Annotated in this window: 29 protein-coding genes and 1 pseudogene; 27 read left to right on the top strand and 3 right to left on the bottom strand. The window is 45.1% G+C overall.

What is annotated here, in order from left to right; all coding sequences use genetic code 11:
* Positions 1 to 46 precede the first annotated feature (46 nt).
* The 24 genes and pseudogenes from rplW to V202x_RS02040 all read left to right on the top strand — a co-directional run bounded on the left by rplW (position 47) and on the right by V202x_RS02040 (position 15,380).
* Positions 47 to 355, top strand: a complete 309-nt coding sequence (gene rplW / locus V202x_RS02155) for a 50S ribosomal protein L23 (protein WP_144980908.1) — start codon at positions 47 to 49, stop codon at positions 353 to 355.
* An 82-nt stretch (positions 356 to 437) separates the two neighbouring features.
* The gene (gene rplB / locus V202x_RS02150) at positions 438 to 1,295 is read left to right on the top strand and encodes a 50S ribosomal protein L2 (protein ID WP_145170784.1); all 858 of its coding nucleotides are present in this window, start codon (positions 438 to 440) and stop codon (positions 1,293 to 1,295) included.
* A 58-nt stretch (positions 1,296 to 1,353) separates the two neighbouring features.
* Positions 1,354 to 1,620 (top strand): 30S ribosomal protein S19, encoded by a 267-nt coding sequence (rpsS, locus tag V202x_RS02145; protein WP_145170782.1) that lies wholly within the window; start codon positions 1,354 to 1,356, stop codon positions 1,618 to 1,620.
* Positions 1,621 to 1,700: 80 nt separating this feature from the next.
* Positions 1,701 to 2,045, top strand: a complete 345-nt coding sequence (gene rplV / locus V202x_RS02140) for a 50S ribosomal protein L22 (protein WP_144980899.1) — start codon at positions 1,701 to 1,703, stop codon at positions 2,043 to 2,045.
* 85 nt (positions 2,046 to 2,130) lie between these two features.
* The gene (gene rpsC, locus V202x_RS02135) at positions 2,131 to 2,832 is read left to right on the top strand and encodes a 30S ribosomal protein S3 (RefSeq protein WP_145170780.1); all 702 of its coding nucleotides are present in this window, start codon (positions 2,131 to 2,133) and stop codon (positions 2,830 to 2,832) included.
* Positions 2,771 to 3,190, top strand: coding sequence for a 50S ribosomal protein L16 (gene rplP, locus V202x_RS02130; protein WP_144980893.1), 420 nt, complete (start codon positions 2,771 to 2,773; stop codon positions 3,188 to 3,190). The genes rpsC and rplP overlap by 62 nt, the downstream gene beginning before the upstream one ends.
* A 92-nt stretch (positions 3,191 to 3,282) precedes the next feature.
* Positions 3,283 to 3,492, top strand: coding sequence for a 50S ribosomal protein L29 (gene rpmC / locus V202x_RS02125; RefSeq protein WP_144980890.1), 210 nt, complete (start codon positions 3,283 to 3,285; stop codon positions 3,490 to 3,492).
* Between the two features lie 22 nt (positions 3,493 to 3,514).
* Positions 3,515 to 3,748: pseudogene (gene rpsQ / locus V202x_RS02120) on the top strand (30S ribosomal protein S17); the annotation flags it as partial.
* Between the two features lie 113 nt (positions 3,749 to 3,861).
* On the top strand, positions 3,862 to 4,230 hold the full coding sequence (rplN, locus tag V202x_RS02115; protein ID WP_144980884.1) for a 50S ribosomal protein L14: 369 nt from the start codon (positions 3,862 to 3,864) through the stop codon (positions 4,228 to 4,230).
* Positions 4,231 to 4,232: 2 nt separating this feature from the next.
* Positions 4,233 to 4,586 carry a 50S ribosomal protein L24 gene (rplX, locus tag V202x_RS02110; protein WP_144980881.1) on the top strand — a complete coding sequence of 118 codons (354 nt, stop codon included), beginning with the start codon at positions 4,233 to 4,235 and terminating at the stop codon, positions 4,584 to 4,586.
* 62 nt (positions 4,587 to 4,648) lie between these two features.
* The gene (rplE, locus tag V202x_RS02105; protein ID WP_145170777.1) at positions 4,649 to 5,194 is read left to right on the top strand and encodes a 50S ribosomal protein L5; all 546 of its coding nucleotides are present in this window, start codon (positions 4,649 to 4,651) and stop codon (positions 5,192 to 5,194) included.
* Between the two features lie 65 nt (positions 5,195 to 5,259).
* Complete coding sequence (gene rpsH / locus V202x_RS02100; RefSeq protein ID WP_145170775.1) at positions 5,260 to 5,655, top strand: 30S ribosomal protein S8; 396 nt, start codon at positions 5,260 to 5,262, stop codon at positions 5,653 to 5,655.
* Positions 5,656 to 5,720: 65 nt separating this feature from the next.
* Positions 5,721 to 6,266 carry a 50S ribosomal protein L6 gene (gene rplF / locus V202x_RS02095; protein ID WP_145170773.1) on the top strand — a complete coding sequence of 182 codons (546 nt, stop codon included), beginning with the start codon at positions 5,721 to 5,723 and terminating at the stop codon, positions 6,264 to 6,266.
* A gap of 65 nt (positions 6,267 to 6,331) precedes the next feature.
* On the top strand, positions 6,332 to 6,697 hold the full coding sequence (rplR, locus tag V202x_RS02090; RefSeq protein WP_144980868.1) for a 50S ribosomal protein L18: 366 nt from the start codon (positions 6,332 to 6,334) through the stop codon (positions 6,695 to 6,697).
* A gap of 39 nt (positions 6,698 to 6,736) precedes the next feature.
* Positions 6,737 to 7,216 (top strand): 30S ribosomal protein S5, encoded by a 480-nt coding sequence (rpsE, locus tag V202x_RS02085; protein ID WP_145170771.1) that lies wholly within the window; start codon positions 6,737 to 6,739, stop codon positions 7,214 to 7,216.
* The gene (gene rplO / locus V202x_RS02080) at positions 7,216 to 7,668 is read left to right on the top strand and encodes a 50S ribosomal protein L15 (protein ID WP_145170769.1); all 453 of its coding nucleotides are present in this window, start codon (positions 7,216 to 7,218) and stop codon (positions 7,666 to 7,668) included. Before rpsE ends, rplO begins: the two co-directional genes overlap by 1 nt.
* A 128-nt stretch (positions 7,669 to 7,796) precedes the next feature.
* Positions 7,797 to 9,158, top strand: coding sequence for a preprotein translocase subunit SecY (secY, locus tag V202x_RS02075; protein WP_144980859.1), 1,362 nt, complete (start codon positions 7,797 to 7,799; stop codon positions 9,156 to 9,158).
* A 252-nt stretch (positions 9,159 to 9,410) separates the two neighbouring features.
* On the top strand, positions 9,411 to 9,527 hold the full coding sequence (rpmJ, locus tag V202x_RS02070) for a 50S ribosomal protein L36 (protein ID WP_144980856.1): 117 nt from the start codon (positions 9,411 to 9,413) through the stop codon (positions 9,525 to 9,527).
* A gap of 66 nt (positions 9,528 to 9,593) precedes the next feature.
* Positions 9,594 to 9,980 carry a 30S ribosomal protein S13 gene (rpsM, locus tag V202x_RS02065; RefSeq protein WP_145170767.1) on the top strand — a complete coding sequence of 129 codons (387 nt, stop codon included), beginning with the start codon at positions 9,594 to 9,596 and terminating at the stop codon, positions 9,978 to 9,980.
* Between the two features lie 163 nt (positions 9,981 to 10,143).
* A complete protein-coding gene (gene rpsK / locus V202x_RS02060; RefSeq protein WP_144980850.1) occupies positions 10,144 to 10,524 on the top strand; it encodes a 30S ribosomal protein S11 in 381 nt (126 codons plus the stop codon).
* A 127-nt stretch (positions 10,525 to 10,651) separates the two neighbouring features.
* Positions 10,652 to 11,668, top strand: a complete 1,017-nt coding sequence (locus tag V202x_RS02055; protein ID WP_197993175.1) for a DNA-directed RNA polymerase subunit alpha — start codon at positions 10,652 to 10,654, stop codon at positions 11,666 to 11,668.
* 80 nt (positions 11,669 to 11,748) lie between these two features.
* The gene (locus V202x_RS02050; protein WP_145170765.1) at positions 11,749 to 12,465 is read left to right on the top strand and encodes a bL17 family ribosomal protein; all 717 of its coding nucleotides are present in this window, start codon (positions 11,749 to 11,751) and stop codon (positions 12,463 to 12,465) included.
* 307 nt (positions 12,466 to 12,772) lie between these two features.
* Positions 12,773 to 13,366 carry a putative metallopeptidase gene (locus tag V202x_RS02045; RefSeq protein ID WP_144980844.1) on the top strand — a complete coding sequence of 198 codons (594 nt, stop codon included), beginning with the start codon at positions 12,773 to 12,775 and terminating at the stop codon, positions 13,364 to 13,366.
* 217 nt (positions 13,367 to 13,583) lie between these two features.
* Positions 13,584 to 15,380 carry a C25 family cysteine peptidase gene (locus V202x_RS02040; protein WP_145170763.1) on the top strand — a complete coding sequence of 599 codons (1,797 nt, stop codon included), beginning with the start codon at positions 13,584 to 13,586 and terminating at the stop codon, positions 15,378 to 15,380.
* Positions 15,381 to 15,529: 149 nt separating this feature from the next.
* On the opposite strand, the gene V202x_RS02035 is transcribed toward V202x_RS02040, so the two are convergent.
* A complete protein-coding gene (locus V202x_RS02035) occupies positions 15,530 to 16,114 on the bottom strand; it encodes a hypothetical protein (protein ID WP_144980838.1) in 585 nt (194 codons plus the stop codon).
* A 302-nt stretch (positions 16,115 to 16,416) separates the two neighbouring features.
* The gene (locus tag V202x_RS02030) at positions 16,417 to 17,547 is read right to left on the bottom strand and encodes a BON domain-containing protein (RefSeq protein ID WP_145170761.1); all 1,131 of its coding nucleotides are present in this window, start codon (positions 17,545 to 17,547) and stop codon (positions 16,417 to 16,419) included.
* Between the two features lie 559 nt (positions 17,548 to 18,106).
* On the opposite strand from V202x_RS02030, the gene V202x_RS02025 reads away from it, so the two are divergent.
* Together V202x_RS02025 and V202x_RS02020 are read left to right on the top strand one after the other, a co-directional pair.
* Positions 18,107 to 18,568, top strand: coding sequence for a hypothetical protein (locus tag V202x_RS02025; RefSeq protein WP_145170759.1), 462 nt, complete (start codon positions 18,107 to 18,109; stop codon positions 18,566 to 18,568).
* A 278-nt stretch (positions 18,569 to 18,846) separates the two neighbouring features.
* Positions 18,847 to 20,412, top strand: coding sequence for a transglutaminase-like domain-containing protein (locus V202x_RS02020; protein WP_145170757.1), 1,566 nt, complete (start codon positions 18,847 to 18,849; stop codon positions 20,410 to 20,412).
* 486 nt (positions 20,413 to 20,898) lie between these two features.
* On the opposite strand, the gene rnc is transcribed toward V202x_RS02020, so the two are convergent.
* Positions 20,899 to 21,642: a ribonuclease III gene (gene rnc / locus V202x_RS02015; RefSeq protein ID WP_145170755.1), complete on the bottom strand. Its 744-nt coding sequence runs from the start codon at positions 21,640 to 21,642 to the stop codon at positions 20,899 to 20,901.
* A 526-nt stretch (positions 21,643 to 22,168) separates the two neighbouring features.
* Here rnc and V202x_RS02010 point away from each other — a divergent pair.
* Positions 22,169 to 23,677 (top strand): Do family serine endopeptidase, encoded by a 1,509-nt coding sequence (locus V202x_RS02010; protein WP_145170751.1) that lies wholly within the window; start codon positions 22,169 to 22,171, stop codon positions 23,675 to 23,677.
* Positions 23,678 to 23,892 lie beyond the last annotated feature (215 nt).

The raw sequence follows: 23,892 nt of genomic DNA, 5'->3' as shown, positions 1-23,892 counted from the left end.
CGATTTGTAGTTTAATATTCCAGTTTGGATATCGAGGTTAGTTGTCATGTCGGATGGTTTAAAAAAAGGCGTTCAACTGAAGCCGTATCAGGTCGTCATCCGGCCATTGGTTACAGAAAAAGGGACTCACCTGTCTGAGTCTTATAATTCATACACGTTCGTTGTTGATAAGTCTGCTACAAAAACAGACATTAAGAATGCGGTCTCTGATTTGTGGAACGTGCGTGTAGTTTCAGTTCGCACTCAAAACAGAATTGGAAAACCGCGTCGGCATAAACACAAAATTGGTTATACCAAATCGTGGAAAAAGGCAATTGTCGAGCTTCACGAAGATGATCGAATTTCGTTCTTCTAAGAGATGTGTTTTCGATTGAGTTTGACCTAAAGATTTTTTAATGATTGGTTTCAAAGCCAAACATATTTTGAGGTGATAAATTATGGGAATCCGATACTACAAGCCAACGACACCAGGTCGGCGCGGCGCATCGGTGAGCGACTTTGCAGCGATCACTGATCGTAAGAAAGCTCCTGAGAAATCCCTGGTTAAGCGATACAAGAAAAAGGGGGGACGAAACAATCAAGGTGTGATCACTGCCCGTCACCGTGGTGGCGGACACAAGCGGATGTATCGCATGATTGATTTTCGTCGCAACAAAGATGGTGTGCCTGCCAAGGTAAACGGTATCGAGTACGATCCCAACCGATCTGCTCGGATCGCACTATTACATTATGTGGATGGTGAAAAACGATATATTCTTGCTCCAGAAGGTCTGGCTGCGGGAGACACTGTCATCAGTGGAGAAAAAGTGGAACCAAACACTGGTAACTGCATGCCTTTAGCAAGCATGCCACTTGGTTCAATCATCCATAATGTAGAAATGCAACCAGGCCGTGGAGGACAGCTCTGCCGCAGTGCAGGCACTTCAGCTGTGTTGAATGCACGTGAAGACAACTGGGCTCAGATTACTCTGCCTTCGGGAGAAGTCAGACGTGTTCCCAGTTCCTGTCGCGCCACACTCGGTGAAATTGGTAATTCCGAACATACTAAAATCGTCTTGGGTAAAGCAGGTCGAAAACGATGGATGGGGCGACGTCCTCATGTTCGTGGAACCTGTATGAACCCAGTTGCTCACCCGATGGGGGGGGGGGAAGGCCGAAACTCAGGAGGCCGCCATCCTTGTAGCCCAACTGGTAAGCTCGCCAAAGGTGGTAAGACACGAAAGAAAAGAAAAGCTTCTTCCAAAGCCATTATCAGGCGTCGTAAGTCACGTCGTTATGGCCAATTGAAGCTCTGAGACAATAGTTTAATTTTAAAAGTTTAAATATCGTTTTCGATAATTGAGGACAAATTTTATGGGTCGCTCACTGAAAAAAGGGCCTTATGTTGATGTAAAGCTTCTCAAAAAAATTGAGAAGCTGAACGAATCGGGTAGAAAAGAATCGATTAAGACATGGGCTCGGTCTTCAACCATTGCTCCGGAATTTGTAGGTCATACATTCCTGGTGCATAATGGGCGCGCTCACTTAAGCGTGTATGTCACGGAAGAAATGGTAGGGCATAAATTGGGTGAATTTTCCCAGACCCGAACCTTTCGAGGCCATACCGCCAAGAAGAAATAAACGTTTTTGTTTGTTGTTATTACGACTGTGGCAGTCGATAACGTATATGAATTATGTAATAGTGAAGTGGAGTAATCGTTATGGGACAAGTTCGAGCAACACATAAATTTGCACGAATTTCAGCAACGAAAGTTCGTCCTTTTGCGGATCTGGTTCGAGGAATGACAACTTCCGAAGGTTTGGATTCTTTAAAGTACCTTCCAAACCGGGGAGCACGTTTTCTCGAAAAAGTCATCAAAAGTGCGGTCGCCAATGCTGAAGACAAAGGTGCCCGTAACGTTGAGGGTCTGAAGATTACAGAAGCGCGCGTCGATGGCGGGCCCATGTTTAAACGAATTCAGCCCCGTGCCAGAGGTATGGCATATACGATTCGACGTCGGATGTCGCACATTCATATTGCAATTGAAGCACCAGAGCTTCCTTAAACTTGAGATACTATTTTGATTGTTGATTCGTCAACTTCGTTACTAATTATAATCAACCTGAAATACTTAAAGGATAACCTGAATCATGGGGCAAAAAGTTCGACCAACCGGATTTCGAGTCGGCGTGGTAGAAGACTGGAGAAGTCGCTGGTATGCCTCCAAGAAAGATTTTGGGGCACTGTTGGTTGAAGACCAGAAAGTCCGTAAATTTATTCAAACGAAGTATAAGTTTGCCGGTATTCCTAAAGTCGAGATCGAACGAACTCGCGATCAGGTTGTGGTGCACTTATTTACGGCTCGCCCCGGGATCATTATTGGTCGTAAGGGACAGGAAGTGGACCGGTTAAAAGCAGAACTGGAAGACCTGACTGGTCGTCGGATGGAATTGAAGATTATTGAAGTTGATAATGCACTGCAAAGTGCAGCATTAGTTGCGGAAGATATCGCTCAGCAATTATCGAAGCGCGGTAGCTTTCGTCGCACAATAAAGCGTGCCCTGGACCAGGTAATGGAAACGGGCGTTCATGGAATTAAAATCGAGCTTTCAGGTCGATTGGGTGGAGCAGAAATGTCGCGGCGTGAAAAAGCAAGCCGTGGCTCAATTCCACTCTCGACTTTGCAACGACATGTTGACTACGGATTCCGCGAGGCACACACCACCTTCGGAGTCATCGGAGTGAAAGTTTGGATCGACCTTGGTGATTATTCAGATGAGGAGAATCGCGATGGCGCTAATGCCAAAGCGGGTCAAGCACCGCAAAAGCCAAAGAGGGCGCATAAAAGGTAATGCGACACGTGGTAACACTGTTGCCTTTGGTGAATGGGGCTTACAATCTCTGGATCCTGGGCACATAGCAGCAAATACCATTGAAGCTTGTCGTATTGCAGCAACACAATATGTTCGAGGTGAAGGTAAACTTTATATCCGCATCTTTCCTCAGAAGTCGGTTACATCCCGTCCTCTGGAAACCCGTATGGGTAAAGGAAAAGGGGAGCCGGATCACTGGGTTGCCGTCATTAAGCCGGGCACAGTGTTGTTTGAATTATCGGGAGTTTCGAAAGAGGCAGCAAAACGTTGTTTTGCACGTGTCGCACATAAGCTACCAGTGAATGTCAGGTTGGTCGAACGCCGTCCTTCCATTTGAGCTGGTCAAAGACAAGTTATTAAAATTTTTATCACTTTAGTCCTGTCTTACCCTTTTGGGGTCGGACTGCAAAACATCATTGGGTTTGACTGATGACCAAAGCGAGTGAATTACGAGAGATGAATGACGAGCAATTATCATTCGCTCTGCAGGAAACACAAAAAGAGTTATTTCAGTTGCGGTTCCAAGCGGCAACCGAAAGGCTTGATGCACCGAGTAACATCAAGCGACTAAGACGTGAAATTGCACGAATCCAGACAATTCAGCGTGAGCGTGACTTAAGTCTGCAAAAGAATGCTTAATGAGGCTCGTTGAGGAAATTAAATGCGAAAAATATTAACAGGCACCGTGGCTAGCGCCAAAATGGATAAAACGTTACGGGTGGAAATCCAAAGACGATATCGTCATCCGATGTACGGTAAAACCGTTCGCGGCCGTACGGTGTGCCATGTTCATGATGAAAAAAATGAAGCACAGGAAGGGGACACTGTCGAGATTATCGAAAGTCGTCCACGTTCCAAAACAAAGCGTTGGGATATGATCCGAGTTGTGGAGAAAAAGAAAGACTAACAGTCTTTCGTAAATTGACCGCAATTTGGTGTTTTTAGTTGTACAAAGTTTAAAGATAAGGTTTACCTCATCTTTTGGGTTGATAAGGAACAGGCAAAGCCATGATTCAGATGCAAACTGATCTGGATGTGTGTGATAATTCAGGGGCCAAAGTAGCGCGCTGCATTAAAGTGCTGGGTGGTACTGGACGCCGGACGGCTGAAGTCGGCGACGTGATTGTCGTCAGTATCCAGAAGACACTGGCTGGTAGTACCATCAAAAAAGGCCAGGTCGTACGTGGCGTGATTGTCCGCACAAAGTATCCTTGTCGCCGCGATGATGGAAGTTATGTAAGATTTGACAGTAATGCGATGGTCTTACTAGATGGTGAGGGAAATCCTCGAGGAACACGTATTTTTGGCGCAGTGGCCCGTGAACTTCGAGAACGCAAATACATGAAAATTATTAGTCTGGCAAACGAGGTAGTCTGACAATGAAGATACGACGTGGCGATTCTGTGATCGTAATCACCGGAGCAGATGCAGGCGATACACCTCGACGTGTGTTGAACGTAGTAGATGGTGGTAAAAAAATAACGGTAGAAAATGTGAATCGTGTGTTTAAGCACGTAAAGCGCGGGCATCCCAAAAGTCCCCAGGGTGGACGATTGGAAGTGGAAATGCCCATCGATACTTCGAACGTGAAATTTTATTGTGAAGCGTGTAGTGCACCGACCCGCGTTGGTTATCGCTACACCAAAGATGGCAGCAAAGAACGATTCTGTAAATCCTGTAGTGCATCAGTGGGAACGATCAGCCCCGCGAAAGCAAAGTATCAGCAACAATAATCAGATTTTGTAGTTTACAGTAAGGAAGGTTGTCCGCAGCTCGGTTAACCTGAAACAAAACAATGGCAACACCAACACTATTAAAACAATATCGTGAAGAGATTGTTCCCACTTTGAAAGAAAAGCTGGGACGAACCAATATTCATTCGCTGCCACAAATTGAAAAAGTTGTGATCAGCATGGGTGTGGGTGCCGCAAATCAAGATCGAAAACGACTTGGTGAGGTTGCGGACCATTTAACTCTCTTAGCTGGCCAGAAATCACAAATCACACGTGCTCGTAAGTCCGTTGCTGGATTTAAATTACGTGAAGGACAGGAAATTGGTTGTCGGGTGACCTTAAGAGGCGCCCGCATGTATGAATTTCTGGAACGCCTGATTTCACTCGCTTTACCGCGTGTACGTGACTTTCGCGGGGTGAACCCCAAAGCCTTCGATGGTGCGGGGAATTACAGCCTTGGTTTAAATGAGCAAATGGTTTTCCTGGAAATTGATCCAGATTCAGTACATTATACACAGGGCATGAATATTACGATTGTGACTACGGCCTCTAACAATGAAGAGGGCCGTCTATTGTTAACCGAATTTGGAATGCCATTTCGTAAGTAGCCAAAATTTTAAAACATCAACCATAAAGTAGATTGTCGGAGAATAACAGTGAGGGTAGCCAGCTAATGATGACAGACCCTATTGCAGACATGCTGACACGAATTCGTAACGCACTGCAAATTGAACGGCCTTTTGTAGATATTCCTTCATCGAAAATCAAAGAAGCAATTGCAGCTGCTTTGCAACGTGAAGGGTATGTCTGGGATTATGAGGTGATTGAAAACAGTCCTCAAAATATTCTACGAGTGAATTTGAAGTATGGCCCCAATGGAGAACGGGTCATTCAGAAAATCCTTCGTGAGAGTAAACCCGGACGTCGTTCATATCAGGATTTACGGTCAATGCCAGAAGTCTTGCAAGGAATGGGAATTAGTATTCTCTCAACGAGTAAAGGCGTACTCAGTAATCGTGAAGCCAAAAAAGAAGGTGTCGGCGGCGAGTTGCTTTGTACGATCTGGTAATTCTGAGGTCATAAGGCTGGCTGATAGAGATCTGCAGCGTTTTAATTTAACTGGAATTTGAAGTTATGTCTCGAATCGGTAATAAACCAATTCCCGTTCCTGGTGGAGTGGAAGTTAAAATTGATAGCCCATCCATTTCCGTAAAAGGAAAGCATGGTGAGTTATCCTTAGATTTTCACCCCGCTATGAATGTTGAGTTAGATTCGGAAACCAATGCCATTAAAGTTTCTCGTCCCAATGACGAACGACAAAATCGTGCATTGCATGGTCTAACACGTGCCTTAATTGCCAACATGGTTCAAGGGGTTGAAACTCCCTTTGTGAAAAAACTGGAAATTCAGGGAGTTGGTTATCAAGCGACTCTGAATGGTCAAAAATTAAGCCTGCAGGTGGGATTTGCCAATACGATCGTGCTGGAAGTTCCCAAAGGAGTGATTTGTGAATTGCCGAATAACACAAATATTGTTGTGACCTCGGCAGACAAACATGCTGTAGGTCAATTTGCGGCGAATATTCGTAGCGTACGTCCGCCTGAACCTTACAAAGGCAAAGGGATACGTTATGAAGGTGAATATGTAAGGCGTAAAGCTGGTAAAGCCTTTGCGAGCTAATCGTTTTCAACAACTTGTTTGAATGTAGCTTGAGGCGGAACTGTTTTTTAAAAGATGACGGTAACATGAAATTACAAAAGACCCTGAAAAAGCAGAAGCAACGACGAGCGTTCCGTATTCGCAATACGGTTCGTAACACTGGTCGTATTCGTTTATCTGTTTATCGCAGTAACAATCATATTTATGCTCAATTAATTGATGACACCGCAGGTAATACACTGGTTTCAGCCAGTTCCAAAGACAAAAGCCTTGCCGGTGAACTCAAAAATGGCAGTAACATTGCTGCTGCCGAAAAAGTGGGTCAATTACTTGGTGAACGAGCCGTCGAAAAGGGAATTAAAGAAGTTGCCTTTGATCGTGGTCCTTATCGATATCATGGGCGCGTTGCAGCCTTGGCAGATTCTGCTCGAAAAGCAGGATTGGATTTTTAATAGAGACATCACTCAAAAAAACGAGTTGGAGAAGATATCGTGTCAAAAGAAGGTGGAAAGCAAACGCCAGAAACAGTCATCCAGATCCGTCGCTGTGCCTGCGTAGTCAAGGGGGGGCGTCGGTTTAGCTTTACGGCTTTAGTTGTCGTGGGAGACAAAGAAGGTCGTGTTGGCTGGGGATACGGAAAAGCAATCGAAGTTCCATTAGCCGTCGATAAAGCGGTTAAGCAGGCAAATCGAAGCATGATTCAAGTGCCTGTAGTCGAACACACGGTACCTCATGAAGTAGTCGGCCGTTTTGGTTCCTCAAAAGTATTATTGCTCCCAGCTCGTCCTGGTACAGGTATTATTGCTGGAGCTGGTGTGCGTGCCGTTGTGGAAGCAGCTGGAATTACAGACATTTTCACCAAGAGCCGTGGTTCTAATAACCCGATCAACGTGGTGAAAGCCACTATTGATGGACTCTCAAAATTACGAACCCGGGAAGATGTTGCACGTTTGAGAGGAGTTGAGGTCTAATGATAATTGATGATGTCCATCGCGGAATCAAAAAGCATAAAAAACGAAAACGAGTTGGTCGTGGACCGGGTTCAGGTCATGGTAAAACATCGACTCGTGGTCATAAAGGTTACGGAAGTCGTGCCGGTTCATCGCGTCGTACGAGCTTTGAAGGGGGACAGACTCCTCTGGCGTTACGCGTTGCGAAGCGTGGGTTCAATAATAAACAGTTTGCGAAGAATGTCGCTGTAGTGAATGTCTCCTCATTGGAGCAGGCATTTGAAAACGGCGCTGAAGTCACTCCTGAAGTGCTGGCTGAAAAAGGCCTGGCGAAAGGACGCTTCGATCAAGTGAAGATTTTAGGTAACGGCGATCTCAGTAAAAAATTAACTGTGACCGCTCATTTGTTTTCCCAGTCAGCTGAGACAAAAATCCAGGCTGCCGGGGGTACTGTCAGCCGAATTTTGTCATAAGTTAATAATTCAAGGACTTGATTTCAGCAATCCGCTGCGAGACAAAACATTCTGCCGTCAATCAAAGTTGATCTGACGGCCTGTATCACAAAGTGTTTGCTGAACTATGACACAAAGGACCGCCACCTATGCTCGGTAAATTATTAGTTCTGTTCAAAATTCCCGAGCTGCGTAGAAAAATCGTCCTTACACTGGGACTATTAGCCATCTATCGAATGGGATTCTGGATTGCCTTGCCATTCGTGAATCAGGCACAGCTCGCTAAAACACTGACTGACTTACAAAGTCAGGAAGGTGGAATTGGCCAGGTGATGCAGGTAATTTCTTTATTTTCTGCTTCTAATATTGGCCAGAGTACGATCTTTGGTTTGGGGATTATGCCCTACATTTCTGCCTCCATTATCTTCCAGTTGATGGGTACGGTCTATCCACCTCTGGAACGCCTCCAGAAAGAAGGGGAGGCTGGCAGAAAGAAAATTAATGAATATACACGTTACGCTACTGTCGTCATTTGCCTGGTACAGAGCTATTTTTGGATCTCCACGCTTTCGGGTGGCTTTGGCTCCGGTACCAGTTTGATCTTGGAAAAATACGATAACTTCTACTTCCATCTTGTTGCCACCATTACCATGACGACAGGCACTGTCTTCCTGATGTGGATCGGTGAACAAATTGACGCTTATGGAATTGGTAACGGGATCAGTTTACTGATTATGGCGGGGATTCTGGCCCGAATGCCTCAGGCGGGCTGGAGCTTAATCGAACCGGCGTTTGAAAAAGGAATCGCTTTAGGAACAGATACGGGAATTGACCGATTATTGATATTGGCACTGGTGTTCGTCTTCGTGGTGGTCTGGGTGATTGCGATCACTCAGGGACAACGACGCATTCCGATCCAAAGTGCAAAGCATGTTCGAGGTAGAAAGGTTTCTGGCGGCCAACGTCAGTCACTGCCTCTGCGAGTCAACCAGGCTGGTGTGATGCCGATCATCTTTGCATCCAGTTTACTGATGTTCCCTTACTTTCTGTTTCATGCCATTAGCCAATGGTCCAGCTGGCCGTTTTGGGCAATGTTGGATGAAGCATTTCAGCCCATGAGTCGTGGCTTTATTTACACAATGTCTTACGTAGTATTGATTTACTTCTTCTGCTACTTCTGGACAGCGATTACATTTAACCCCAAGGATATGGCAGAAAACTTGAAAGATTATGGTTCTTTTATCCCCGGATATCGTCCCGGAGCGAGAACTGCAGCTTACCTGGAACAGGTGATGGTTCGCATCACCTATGTCGGGGCAGCATTTCTGTCAATTGTGGCAATTATTCCTACTTTGGTGTCGACCTGGTTGGGAGTCGATTTCCTCGTGGCAAGTTTTTACGGTGGAACCGGCCTTTTAATTGTAGTTTCCGTGGTATTAGACCTTGTCAATAAAATTGACAGCCATCTGGTGATGCGGAACTATTCAGGACTACTGGAGAGCGATCTGTAAAGAATAAACAAGCAAGTCACTGTGAAAATCGCCAAAAAAGGGGTGTGTCACTTGTCGATTTGCAATTGTGAAGTTTATAATTTCCTGATTCGCTCCGCTTCGGGAATAGTACAGGTTTGTTACGAAGCCGGAGTTTGCTCATTTTACGGGCATCATAAATTAAATGACACGGGCAGCAACAGATGAGCAGTAAATCGCCTATCGTTGTCTGTCCATAATCTTGAACCAAACTTATAGAGAAATCGTAATACGATGAAAGTCCGAGCTAGTGTTAAGCGGATTTGTGAAAGCTGTAAAGTCATCAGGCGAAAAGGGCGCGTGTATGTCATTTGCTCTTCGAACCCACGCCACAAGCAGCGGCAAGGGTAATCGTCTCAAGTAGAGTCTCTGTGATTTTTATGTTATCAGTTTTTACATCCAGCGGAGTGAAATAAAATGCCTCGTATTCTCGGTGTTGATATTCCAAATGAAAAACCTGTCTATGTTTCCCTTACCTATCTGTATGGGATTGGCAGTGTGACAGCGACCGATATATGTCACAAACTGAATATCAATCCTCAGTTGAAAGCAAAAGATCTTACAGATGATGAATTAAGTCGGATTGTGAATCTGTTAGATACAGAATATTCCGTCGAAGGACAATTACGTAGAGCGACACAACAGGATATCGCTCGTTTGCGAGACATTCAGTCTTATCGTGGAATACGACATCGCCGTGGTCTTCCCGTACGCGGGCAGAATACACAAACCAATGCCCGTACACGAAAAGGTGGAAAGAAAACCGTTGCTGGTAAAAAAGGTGTTAAGGATGCCCGCCACTAGGCCACACTTCCTCGAGCCTGTTGGACTTTGTCCTGCCAAGATTACAAAAATGTGTTCATAAAAAATGGTCATCATGAGTTTTGGTGACTGCGATTATAAAATATTCGAAATATTGCATTTCAGTTTCTGATAGCACGGTGACAGAAACACCAGGAGTTTTAGAGTGGCTAAAGTCAAACGAAAAAAAGTGAAACGTCATATCACGAAAGCGGTTGCTTATATTAAAGCAACGTTTAACAACACCACTGTCACTGTTACCGATTTAAACGGAGATGTACTCTGTTGGGCAACGGCAGGAACCTCTGGTTTCAAAGGCAGCCGAAAGAGCACACCTTTTGCAGCCCAGAGAGCTGCAGAAATCTGTGCTGAAAAAGCGGCAAAATTTGGTGTCAAAGAAATGGAAATTCGCGTGAAGGGACCCGGTTCCGGACGTGAAAGTGCCATCACTGGCTTACAGTCAGCGGGCATTACGATTCGGGCGATCGAAGACATCACTCCATTACCACACAATGGTTGTCGTCCACCAAAAAAACGAAGAGTCTGAGTAAGTTCACTTCTTGTAACGAGGTGATTCACTTTTTACTTATGTAAGAAGCTTTGGGTTATAAATAACAAGAAATATGATTTGATAATCATAATTCTATTGGCTGTGTTCTTTGGAGATTATTTCAATGCGAATCCGTTGGCGAGGACTGGAATTACCAAGCCGTGTCATCCCTGACCGGGACTCAATGACATCTACTTATGGTATGTTTGTAGCCGAACCATTTGAGCGTGGATTCGGGGCAACTATTGCTAACAGTTTACGGCGAATCCTGCTTTCCAGTTTGGAAGGCAGCTCCGTCACGCGTGTTAAAATTCAAGGTGTTCAACACGAATTCACAACCATTCCTGGAGTGGTTGAAGACATCACCGAAATTTGCTTGAATTTAAAATCGTTAATCGTCAAGAATTCCAGTTCCACTTCAAAAACACTGCGAATCGAAAAACACGAGCGTGGTGTTGTAACGGGAGCTGATGTCATTACCGATGATCAGGTCGAAGTGATCAATCAAGATCTGGTCATAGCAACAATGACAGACGATGTTCCGCTTAACATGGAAATTACCGTTGAAAATGGTCGTGGTTATACTCCCGCTTCTGAACATGCAGAACACGACATGGAAGTAGGCGTCATTCCATTGGATGCCACTTTCTCTCCAGTTGTTCGTGTTCGCTATAAGATTGAAGATACACGCGTTGGACAACGTACTAACTATGACAAACTGATCCTGGAAATCTGGACTAACGGAACCGTCAAACCCGACATGGCTCTGGTCGAAGCTTCCAAGATCCTACGTAAGCACCTCAATCCCTTTATTACTTACCGAGAGCCCGGTCCAGAAATGCCACCAGAAGGTGGTCTCAAGGGTATGTTGGATACAACCGGCTATGCCCCAATTGACCTTGAGCTGGAAGAGAAACTCAACCAGAGTCTTGCTGAATTAAACCTCTCAGTACGTGCGACGAACTGTCTGGAATCCGAAGGAATTAACACCGTTCGTGATCTGGTAGGTAAGTCAGAGGACCATCTGTTACACGTTCGTAATTTTGGGGAAACCACTCTCGTCGAAGTCCGTGAGCGGCTGAGTCAGATTGGCCTACGTCTTGGTATGAAGATTCCTAATTCCTCATCACAACCGCGTTAATCTTGATGGATTCTCGCTTCGTCACAATACAATCAACGAGTCATTTACTCTTAGCAATCAGAAGAATTTTGAGTTAAGTCATGCGACACCGAATGAGAGGCCGTAAGCTAGGCCGTAACGCATCACATCGTAAAGCGATGTTCAAGAACATGGCCGCAAGCTTCATTAAGACCGTCAGAATTGACGAAGATGCAGAGAACGCTCCCAAGGTTTCCGGGCGTATTACAACGACCGTTCAGAAGGCAAAAGAACTTCGTCCGTTCATTGAGAAGTTGATTACGTTGGCGAAAAAAGCGCAGCCGCACTTAGAAAAAGCCGCACAATTTGCGACGTCTGCAGATAAAAACTCAAGTGAGTGGAAGAGCTGGCGGGAATCTGAGCAGTGGAATGAATGGAATCAGGCAATCGCACCTGCATTGAGCTACCGAAGACGGGCATTTTCTGAACTTCGCGATAACGAAGCAGTCGATATCCTGTTCGACGAACTTGCCGAGCGATTTGCTGAGCGTAATGGCGGCTACACCCGAGTTGTCCGATTGGCAACAGTTCGTCTCGGTGATGCTGGCGAGCAGGCAATCATTGAGTTTGTAGGCGAACGTGATCGAATTAAACCGAAAAAACGTAGTGCAAGTCTCGAAGAGAGTTCAGAAGCGACAACTACTGATGAAGCTGAAACCGAAACGACTGCAGAATCGGAAGCCGCCACAGAAGAAGCCGTCGAAGATTCTGCGGAAACTGCCGCTGCTGAAGACGACGCCGAAACCGAAACAGAGGATGATTCAGAGAAAGAGAAATAAGCTGCTGAAGGCTTAAATTCGTCTATTCTGAAACGAATGTTCTCGCTAAAATTGACAAGCTAAGGGTATTTCAAGATGAAAAATACTCTTAGCTTTTTTTACGCCCGCCAATGTGTTTCGGGCGAAAGAGCCCTCGGCTCATTCGACAAAAAGAGAGTTTGATGATTCTACATCACGTCGTTGTGAAGTTGTAGCAGAAAGGATTCTAGCTTGTATCCAACTTGATCGTAGCATCTCCAAGGCTGTTCAGATCTCGTAAAACAGCTTTACAATCGTTATATTTCAGTTGGACGCACTATAACACAGCATGTCAACGAAAAAACCTTTTAATTTTAGTCATGCCATGTTTGACCTGTGCCGTGATATTGCACAGCGGATGCCCGAGTTTCAGCATATTGACATGGACCGGGTTGCAGTAGCATTCGCTCAAGCACGCCGCAATGTGCCCTATGGAATGCAGGCTAAGTTAACCCCCCTGCGTTTCGAAAAGGGAGCGCTTCATACGACTCGATACGGTCGCAAGTGGACGGCGCAACGAGTTTACCAGGATCAAGAGGAAATGCTGTATATCCTGACGTTTTACCTGCCTCGCTTCTTGAACCATTCCTTCCAGGAAAAATTGATCACCGTTGTGCATGAACTGTACCATATCAGTCCTGCGTTTGATGGTGATATTCGCCGTTTGGAAGGCCACTATCACGTGCACTCACATAGTCAAAAAGAGTACGATGAGCAGATGGCGGTTTTTGTAGACCAGTATTTGAAACAGAAGCCTCCTGCAGAGCTCTTCTCATTTTTGAAATGTCGTTTTTCAACTCTACAAAAAAGACATGGTGGTGTCGTGGGATTGCAAATCCCCATTCCCAAACTGATTCCTATCGACGATTCACAAACCGCTTGAGATTAGTAACAAACCAAGCGCGCTAACAATCCAGGCTCCCCAAAAAATCGAAGCCAGACAGACTTGCTTGCCAGAGCAATGTGATCATCAATTATCTCTCAAATCAGCAATCGACATGATCGAATAGGGCTCAACGATTTTTGCTGGAATGTCGTTGTCAGGCCATGCTATAATCGCCCACTCGCGTTTAATTCAAATTTGACGAAGAGGGGAGAGGATGATGCTGCAAAAGTCAAATTCTAGCTTCAGAGTGGCCAAAAGACTGATTCTACTCACCAGTGTGATCATCTCAGCAGGCTGCGGCTCGTCTGAGGTAGCCGATCGCACAGTTGATGAATTTCAAGCCTATGCCGCTACGGCGCTGCCAAGCTTCAGCGAATCAGAATTAAAAGCGTTTGCAACGGCCGTTGATCTGAACGGCGATGGTATCATTTCCAATACAGAATTCACCAATCGATTTATTGTTCTACGAGAGTTCACAGCAAATAATTCTCCCCAACCTGATTCATCGGCTAACCCAACTGAAGGTCCAACCAATGATTTGAAAAGCGTGTCGACCGTAATTCCAGCGCTCACAAACTCGGAGCAGGCAACCGTGTTACTAATTACGGCCAACGAACTCGCAGCTGCCTGGAAGCCCTTTGCGGAGTGGAAAACACAGGGAGGTAAAGTCACAAAGATCATCACCGTTCAGAAGATTAAAGAAGACTATGAAGCTACAAATATACAAGAGAAGATCCGGCTCTGTGTACGCGATCATATTGACAGGCAAGGAACACGGTGGGTGGTTTTGGGCGGAGACAGCCTGTCTGGCGCGAATGGTCTGATTCCAGGCGGACATCGGACAATGCACGCGCAGGAACCAGAGGGCATTCCAACTGATATTGTCTACTTGAGTAAGACGAATTGGGATGCCGATGGAGATGGGGTCTATGGCGAGTGGGAAGAAGATCGCAAGGCGATTTCCTATCCCGACGGTCAGATCGGATTGGGACGCATCCCGGTGAGAACCGCTGATGATGTGAGGGCGTTTACAGAAAAAGTAATCGCTTACGAATCACGCTATCCCACTAATGATTTTGCCCGGCAAATGATCTATACCTGCACTGATAGTCCCGCCTATCCCAAAGTGCGTAGGAGCTGGGACAGTCACGTTTCCAAAGTCTGGAAGGAGGGTGAAGTCAACCGTTTCTTTTCAAAAGCGACACCGTGGGACAAGGACGACGAACCAGGGAGCTACGATCTCAGTGCTGAGAATCTGCTCTCCTTACTCAATAAGAAGACGACTGGGAAGCTGCATATCCATGGGCATGGTCATCTGCCAGCCTGGGTTCTTGAACGCTCGATGTTTACTGCAAAACACGTTGGTCAACTGAAGAATGACGGAGCATATCCACTCATCACGACAGTTTCCTGCAATACCGGCGAGTACGACTCTGAGGATGATCCATCAATCGTTGAATCCATGATTCGTCAACCCAACGGAGGAACGGTCGCAATCGTAGCTCCCATTCGAACCGGTAAACCGCACTTTCATAAGCCTTCCGACTTTCGTCTGATGGTCCTGGAGGGAAAGCTCGATGGAACAACAATGACGATGACACGGTACTGGTCTCATGGGCTAGGTAGCGGACTGACAACGGGCGAAGCTCTCATGAAGGCGAAGGCCGACATGACTGACGATGCCGTGAAGACCGCCGGTTACCATCTCTGTATTTGTGAGTTGAATCTGCTGGGTGATCCCACTCTGGATATGCGAGCGAAGATTCCACGAATGCCTCAGATCATCGTTCCAAAATCGGTGGGTCAAGGCAAACAAACGGTAAACATCACAACGGATGCACCGGGAAGTACAGTCTGCTTGTGGAAAGGCAAAGAAGTCTATGAAGTACGCGCAGCCGATGCGAAAGGCAAAACAACTTTTGACATCACAACAAAAACAACGGGAACACTGCTGGCAACGGTAAGCGGAGCCAACTTGAATCGAGTGACGGCACAAATCCAGGTGAAGTAGTCAGACAGGATTTGCGTTACCGAAAGCAAAATGACCAGGAATTGGTAGTCCGTCATTCAAAGTTGGTGGACTGCGCATGCAAAAGCCGACGATTCAATCACCCGGTTAGAATCATCGGCTCTGCAAGTGGGTAGTCTAAATCTTGGAGACTATTCAGATGCTGGTCCCGCACAGCGGATCAAGTGGTCGTGGTCGATGTAAACGACTTCTTTTGTTTGATCATGATTTGAGAAAGGAATGGGCCAGTCTGATCGAATTGTCTTGTCATAATACACGGTACACTTATAGTGACAGTGATGCTGGCGAGCAGGGCCGACCATGGGGAAGAAGCGGCATTCACCAATACGGTCAACGATAGGCTCTACAACCATACGCACATTGTTACGGGTTGTTTCAGCCAGGAACCAGACTCCGCCGCCGGTTTTGTCTGGTAATGCCCGAATGACTTCATCGGGACTTGGTGGATCAAGGCAGAAGAGAGGAGCGTGTTCACCTTCAACAGGGTCTAAAATAGGAACCTTGTCGTAGCGCTCTTCTTCCCAATATGTATCTTCAACCAGCTGGGACCAGTATGCGGTTACAGGGATTAAAGGAGTAGTACGCCAGAAAATTGAGCCGGCATATGTTACTTCGATTGCACCTTTGAGCAGCGTACATCCACTGGTATTAAGTGTTAATAAGCAGGCACAGCCCAAAAGCAAAGCACGGGTATATTGCTTCCCGATTTTGAACATCCTTCTTCCTCCGGGTGATTTTAACAAAGCTGTTATTTAATCGTAGCTTCGTATCAGTGTTAGAGAGCATCATGCTCTGGTAAGGAGATGTCATATTCTGTGTGAGAACATGACTCCATATTCTTCTTATCGGTCGGTTCGTTCAAAACTCTTGTGAAAATATGACGATTTTGACGATTTAACCGGCAAATAGTATGTCATAGAGATCTTGTTCTTTTGCAAAGACAAGCACTTCATGAAAAATGCCTTTCAGGAAACGATGCTTCCTGAAAGGCACTTGCAATGTCTTAGTCAAACAATCATTACCAGTTTTTAGGATTCATAAACCACCACCAGCGATTTGTGCGTGGTCGGAAGTTTAATTTCCATGATCCATCATCCCATTCTAATTGAGCTTCTCTCCACCCCAATGGAACTTGTGGGTAAGGATAGAAAGGTCCAATGTAAGGGAAAGCACTTGCACTATACTCGCTTGGATAAGCAACTTGTGCATAGTTTGGATATTGTGCATAAGTTGGCCAGGCACCGTTTGGTAAGTGCGGACTGTTGTAGACATTATTTGAAGCACCAATTCCAGGTTGAGGAGTCATTGCAGGAGCTCCAGCAGGACCAGGATGTGGGGCTTGATAGTTCATATAGTTCGTAGGCTGGATCATTGAACTTTGTTGTGGAGCAGCTTGTAAGATCTGCAAACGATTTTCAACGTTCCGTACCCCTGGAACTCGTTGGGCAATTTGAGTTGCCATTTGCTGTTCTTGAACGGACCCAATGGCTCCCTGTAGGATGGCAGTCCCATTTTTAAAGCGAATTTCTACATCATGAGCTGATGCCAGGACAGGTCCCAGAGATTTCGCAATTTGCTCAGCCATTTGCTGATTACTTGGAGCAGGACCCCGAGCAACCTGACCTGATACTCTCTGAATGTTTGAGACAGGCTTTTCAGCTGACTGTTCAAACTGTGCCTGGTTCAAAGATCCTTTCAAGAAGGGATCAGTAGCAGAAGCCTGTTGAATGTCCGCAGGTTTCCGGAACGGATTCAGGCTTGATTTACTGGTTTCCCTGCCTAAAGTAGGAACTTGCCTGCTCGGAGCTTCGCTGACTTCGAGCTGGTTGTCAACACGAGTGACACCCTTAATTCTAGAGATTAAGCTCGTCGCCTGTGCTTTCTGTGCAGCAGTCGGGATTTTACCCGAAAGTTTTGCAACGCCTTTATTATACTCGATTTCCATGTTGTAACCGGTCAGTCGAGCTTTTCTCAGAACGTCTGCAATTTCATTGGCGACTCTCTGATTATTAGAAAGTTTACCGGATACAGCGGTCGAGCTTGACTGTTCAGACTTCTTGCTGAAGAAATCCAAGGGCCCGGCCATTGTGATACCGGGAGTCACCGCCATGATCCCCAGCGTCAAGACCCACTTACGATACCGTTTCATGAACAACTCCGTTCCCAATTGAGTTTATGTTTTCGTCCATTAAATCATAGCTGTATCTTTTTGCCCCGTTTCACACAGTGAGTCATTCCTGCTGCGCAAACAAAACAATTAGATTGCTATCCTGATTGATCGGTTATCTTGGTCCGGTTAAATAAGTTATTCTGATTATTTCGAAGAAATTGGTTAAATGTTCTTGGGCTCTACAGAGATAAAATCCACATAAACCTCTATTTTCAATTGATTTATAACTTTTCCAAATGCTGACAAAAAAATTTCCTCTCAGTGAAACAGACAAAACAAAGTGACAATACGATCAGTATTCAACCATAAATAAGCTGACTTTACCTTACGAGAAATCACTTTCGTTTTATTGATTTGATTGGCAGATCATTGTAGCTAAATATTGTAAGTCAGAAATTCAAAAAAATGGCCTCTTCGTTCACTCAATACTTCCATGTCCGTAGTCATTCAGGAAACGAAATGGTATGCTAGTTGACTTGCTAATCCTTGCAGGATGTTCCCATTTTCACTAAAGACCTATTTTACCAAAGAATAAACAATGGCACGAAAGTCTCCCAGTCGTCTGGAAATGCGCCGTCAGGCCGAAGCAGCCGAGGCTGATGCAAAAACATCTCCCAAGAAAAAAGCCGTCAAAAAGAAAAAGGCAGTACGCAAGAAAAAAGCAACAAAAACAGAGGTTCGACGGCGGTTGTTTTGGGGTGTATTCACAGGCAGCATGAAAGAAGAATCTCGTTTTTCTTATGACCAACGAGATGCTGCTGAAGAACGTATCGAACAGTTACGTGCTAAAAACGCAAAAAAGTTGTATTTCATCCAGCCAATCAAAGAGCCTCTCGATGGTCAGGTTGTGGCGACAAAAGCTCCAGAAGACGATGCCAGTGACTTGGATGACGAAGAAGAAACTTTGAAAGTTCAAGACGAACCAGATGTCATTGATGATGATGTTGACGAGATTGATGCGATTGATGATGAAATTGAAGTCGATGAAGATATTGAGTGAGTTTGATTCTTCAAGCCGCTATCAGAAATAGAGAAAACCCCACAATTCCGGCATGAATTGTGGGGTTTTTCATTTATTGATTCTATATATAATCTGTTGTCGGAACTGGATGCCACATATTGTTGATGTCAGTTGATCCAAACTTGATAGATGTGTTCTCATCTCTTTCCATCCATGACCATTTGAATCTTAATGGCAGCAATACGATAGTCCTTGATTTAATTGGTTTTGGAGACACTTTAATCAACCTGAAAACAAGCTAGTAATAGGTTCGATATATGCAGACTTATTTGCTCGAAAAAAAGCAAAATCAGACGCTGACTGTCCTTACCTGGATCAGTATCTTTTTATTTCTTCTCAGCATTTGCGCTTGTTCTCAAAATCCTGCCAGTGAAACGGGTTCAACGGCCACATCCAAAACAGCAATTCAAGACGAGGACGTCTGGCAGGTCATTTATGTCAATTCTCAGCGAATAGGCTATGCGTATTCACAAACCCGCATTGAAGATCAGGCTGGCGTGAAAGTCATTCGAAGTCAAAGCGATTCGTTCCTGAAAATTAAGCGATTTGGGCAGGTCATTAATATGGGCACCCACTTGAAAACGACTGAAAATACAAAAGGCGAACTATTATCGTACACGTTCGAAATGAAAAATCCGCCTGCCGACTCGACCGTTTCAAAAGGAGTTGTCGAAGACGGTAAATTAAAAATAAATACTCAGGTTGCAAACAAGGTCAAACAGTCTGAGTTGAAATGGAATCCTGCGTTTCACGCCCCAAGTTATCTGGAGCGTATTTTTAAAATGTCTCAAATGAAACCGGGAGAAGAGAAATCCTTCTCAATGCTGCTGCCTGAATACAATAAAGTCACTGAAGTCAAACTTCTTGCTCTGGATTATGAAACAACGGAATTATATGGTGACCGTGATGAAAAGTGCCTGCATGTCAAAATGACGCAGTCTGCCTTACCGGGAATGATCGTCGATTTGTATGTGACTGAAGATGGAGAAATTCCCAAAACGGCAATGGACTTCCTGGGCTCATCCATGTTGACTTATACTGTGAGCAAAGAAACTGCATTGGAAGAAATTTCCGGTGAGGAACTCGATTTAGCGGTGCAAACACTGATTAAAGTCAAATCTCTCCCGCGTGCACATGACACGACAAAAGTGGTCTATAAAGTCACTCTCCCGGGTGAAGATCCGGCAAAGCTGCTAGCAACAGGCGAAACACAACAAATCAAGAGCCTTGATAAGAACAGTATCGAGTTAACAGTATCCAAAGCCCCTGTTCCCACTCAGTTCCCGAAAAGTAAAGTCGGATCAGAGTTTGTCACCCCCACTCAATTCGTTCAATCTGATGATCCGCGCATTATCAAATATGCGAAAGAGGCTGTGAAATCTGAGACAAATCCATGGAAACAGGCGCTCTTGATGGAACGTTATGTTTACAAGAATTTGAGAAAAAAGAATTTTTCGACAGCATTGGCTTCGGCAGCTGAGGTGGCCAAAAATATGGAAGGGGATTGCACCGAACACGCCGTTTTATTAGCGGCCATGTTACGAGCACAAAATCTGCCTTCTCGTGTCGCGGTAGGAATGGTTTATATTCCAAGTCGTTCCAGCTTTGGCGGACATATGTGGACGGAGGTGTTTCTGGACAATCGCTGGATTCCACTCGACGCTACTTTGGGAAAAGGGGGGATTGGGGCAGGGCACATTAAGCTCACCGATTCCAGCCTTGCGGATAATGCCCCCGCGCCGTTGACGATCTTCCTGCCTCTACTTCAAACAGTGGGTAAACTTTCCATCGAAATCATTGATTCTACCTCGAAATCGAAGTGATGAATCAAGTATGATGAATCGGAACCATTGATCTGACTCTTGTAAGTCTTACATTTTGTGGGTCAATCCGAGGGGATCCGCATTGCAATTCTTGCAATTTTGCATCGATCCAAAAAATCCGCAAAGAAATCAAGAAATGATTTCTACTTCTTTTCAGGCATTTAATCACACATTCCCCAAAATACAATCCTCTTTGGTTGGGATTGGCACGCTTACTGCTTTATCTGTGCGTTGGGTAAAGAGAGAGACCCATCGGACTTTAAAGAGTTGAGAGACTTTAAAGTTCAAGAGAAAAGAGAGAGACAATCCCACCGGCCCGTGGAGGCGGGTCAGCCCATTCTGGGCCACTCCAACACATCATCCCCATCTTAGAGCCGAGAGAATTCCCGTATTCTCTCGGCCCTTTCTATTTACAGACGGACACATACTAATGAGACAAAAATTGTTTCAAAGAAGCGCTCTTTAGAATGAGTTCGAGGAAATGAATTAAACGGCATCCGGCAAGGGAGGGAGTTCCCATTCTTCATCACTTTCATTATCACGTAACGCATTGAAGGCCGCTCGTTGCTCAGCCTCTTTTTTGGTCGAACCCCAGGCAGGTTCGTAGCGATGCGCACCAATGATAGCTGTGACCTGGAAAAATTTGGAATGATCCGGTCCTTTTTCATCCAACAGTTCATAAACCGGAGTTTCAGAGAACTTTTTCTGTGAGTATTGTTGCAGCAGACTTTTATAATTGAATCCATGCACCGAGCGAGAGGCTTTGTGATTCTCGCGTTCAATCAAGGGATCTAAAAAAGTATGCACCGGCTCAATTCCCCCATCCAAGTAGATTCCAGCGATGATGGCCTCAAACATCCCTGCCAATAACGATTCAGGCAGGGTTTCCGTCATCGCCAGACCTTTGCCCACAAAAATAAATCGATCCAGATCCTTTTCACGAGCCAGCCTGGTACAGGTATTGCGACTGACAACGGCTGACTTAATCCGGGTCAATTCCCCCTCAGGGGCATTGGGAAACTGATGATAGAGCCGTTCACAAACAATTGAGCCTAGAATGGAGTCCCCCAAAAACTCCAGGCGTTCGTTAGAATCAGTCCGGGTCTTTGCAGCAGACGTGTGAGTTAAACAGCACTTTAACAATTCCAAATCCGAAAATTGGTAACCCAGATTCTTTTGACACTCCTCCAGGAGTTGATCGATCTCTTTAGGATTGAGATCGTACAGCATAAAAGGGTCTCCTCTTACTTCATGGTATTGAGGAAAATCAAATGATCAACCAATTTTCAACGGAACGGGGCTGCAATGAGCCTTGGGGTGTATTACCTAAGTATTTGCCAATATTAACATTAGTGTAGGTAGGAGGAAAACAAAAAAATGACGTTTCATACGATTGGTTGAGAAATATTCAGGTTTTCAGGCTTTATAATCAATACTCGACACTTATAAATGAGCTCTTGAAGCTATAAAAGTGATCTTTTTTTCGAAGGGTTCCCAACAGATTAACCTCTTCCATCCGTAGTATTACTAGTTCAGCCGCTTGATGAATTAATCAAAAAGCTAAAAAGATGTGCACACATCCGGATCATGTTTTCTCGAACCGGGTTGACTTGATCTCAGCTATTTTAATCTGAAACAGAGTTTATTTTTCGAGCAATTTTGGGATTTGAGCTACGTTACTTATTTTGTATTAATTCCATAAAAGAGATAGCCATAGGCGTATCTTGACAGCCGTTTAATGTAGGAGGGTATTTACATGAAAGCGTTAACAGCAAACCGAAACTGGATGTTCGCTATGATTGGTAGCGCATGTCTGGTCGGTGCAGCAGTAGGGATGGCTCAAAAAGATTCGAGCTCAGATGTCCCTACAGCCGCAACCGTACAAGATCTTTCGAATGTATTCCGTGAAGTCAGCAAAAAAGCGATGCCTTCAATTGTTGCAATTGAAACTGTTGGTAAGACTTCAAAAGTCTCTGGTGAAAACCTGATGCCGTTTGGCGATGATTCTCCGTTTCAGGATCTGTTCCAAAATGATCCTCGATTCAAAGACATGTTTAAACAGTTTAAGAATCAGCCTCGACGGTCTCCCCGACGAATGGGATCTGGTTCCGGATTTATCATCAATAAATCGGGGCTCATCATGACAAACTCTCACGTTGTTCGTGGGGCAGATGTCGTTAAAGTCACTTTAAACGACGGTCGTGAGTTTACCGCAAGTGACATTCGTATGGACCCTCGTTCTGACATCGCAGTCATTAAAATTGACGATGCGAGTAACCTGCAAGCGATTCCCATGGGTGATAGCACTAAAATGGAAATCGGTGACTGGGTACTGGCAATCGGAAACCCATTCGGTATTGGTATGAGTGTGACCAATGGTATCATCAGTGCAAAAGGTCGTGGTCCGGGAATCAATGACCGGGAAGACTATTTACAAACAGATGCCGCAATTAACCCTGGTAACAGTGGTGGTCCACTCTTAAACCTGAAGGGTGAAGTCATCGGTGTCAACACTGCCATCTCCAGCCGTAGTGGTGGATATGATGGGGTTGGTTTTGCCATTCCTGTGAATATGGCACGATGGGTGTCTGGTCAGTTAATCGACCACGGTCAGGTGAAACGATCATTCCTGGGTGTAGGGATCCAGCCAATCAGTAATGATCTGGCAAAATCCTTTGACATCAAGGTAGGTCAGGGAGCCATCATCACTCAGGTTATGGAAGGTTCACCCGCTGAAGCAGGTAAATTGCAGACAGGCGACATCATCCTGAAATTTGCAGGAAAGGATGTATCCGGACCTCGCAACCTGCAGGGTATTGTTGAGCAACTGGTTGTTGGTAAGTCTTACGTGATGGAACTTTTGCGAGATGGCAAACGCATCACGCAGAACATCACCATGGAAGAAATGCCAAAGAGTTTCTCTGTTGCAAAAGATGAAAAACCACTGGATGGTTCTAAAAAAGAGAAATCCAAAACCAGTGTTAATGATCTCAATATTGAAGTTCAACCCTTAACAAGCGAACTGGCGAATCAGCTGGGATATTCCGACAACGTCAAAGGAGTCGTTATTACTTCTGTCGAACCTGGAAGTGCTGCTGAAGAAGCTGGTTTGATGAAAGGCATGATCATTGAAAAAATTGGAACTACTGAAGTCTCTTCAATGGATCAGTTTAATCAAGGATTGAAAGAGGCCAAAGACAAGAAGAGTGTGTTGCTGTTGGTAAGAAACAACAGTGGTGCCCGTTTTGTTGTGGTCCCGAAGTAGTTTCAGGATTGTACTCTCCTGAAAGTGTGACTGGTACAAGTCTCTGACTCTGGAGACTTGTGCCAGCACCATCAGCGGAAAGATTGTCCTCATTGATAATTCCTCACCGCATCGTATATGCGGTTCCGCGTAACGTCTCGATGGTATTCTTGGAGTGCCGTCGAGGCGTTTTTTTATAGCAAGCGGGAACTGGGAACACTGAATACAGTTGAAAT

Source organism: Gimesia aquarii (assembly GCF_007748175.1).
GTDB classification, from domain to species: Bacteria; Planctomycetota; Planctomycetia; order Planctomycetales; family Planctomycetaceae; genus Gimesia; species Gimesia aquarii_A.
The sequence above is the reverse complement of the archived record's forward strand: the minus strand, read 5'-3'. Positions and strand labels throughout refer to the sequence as shown.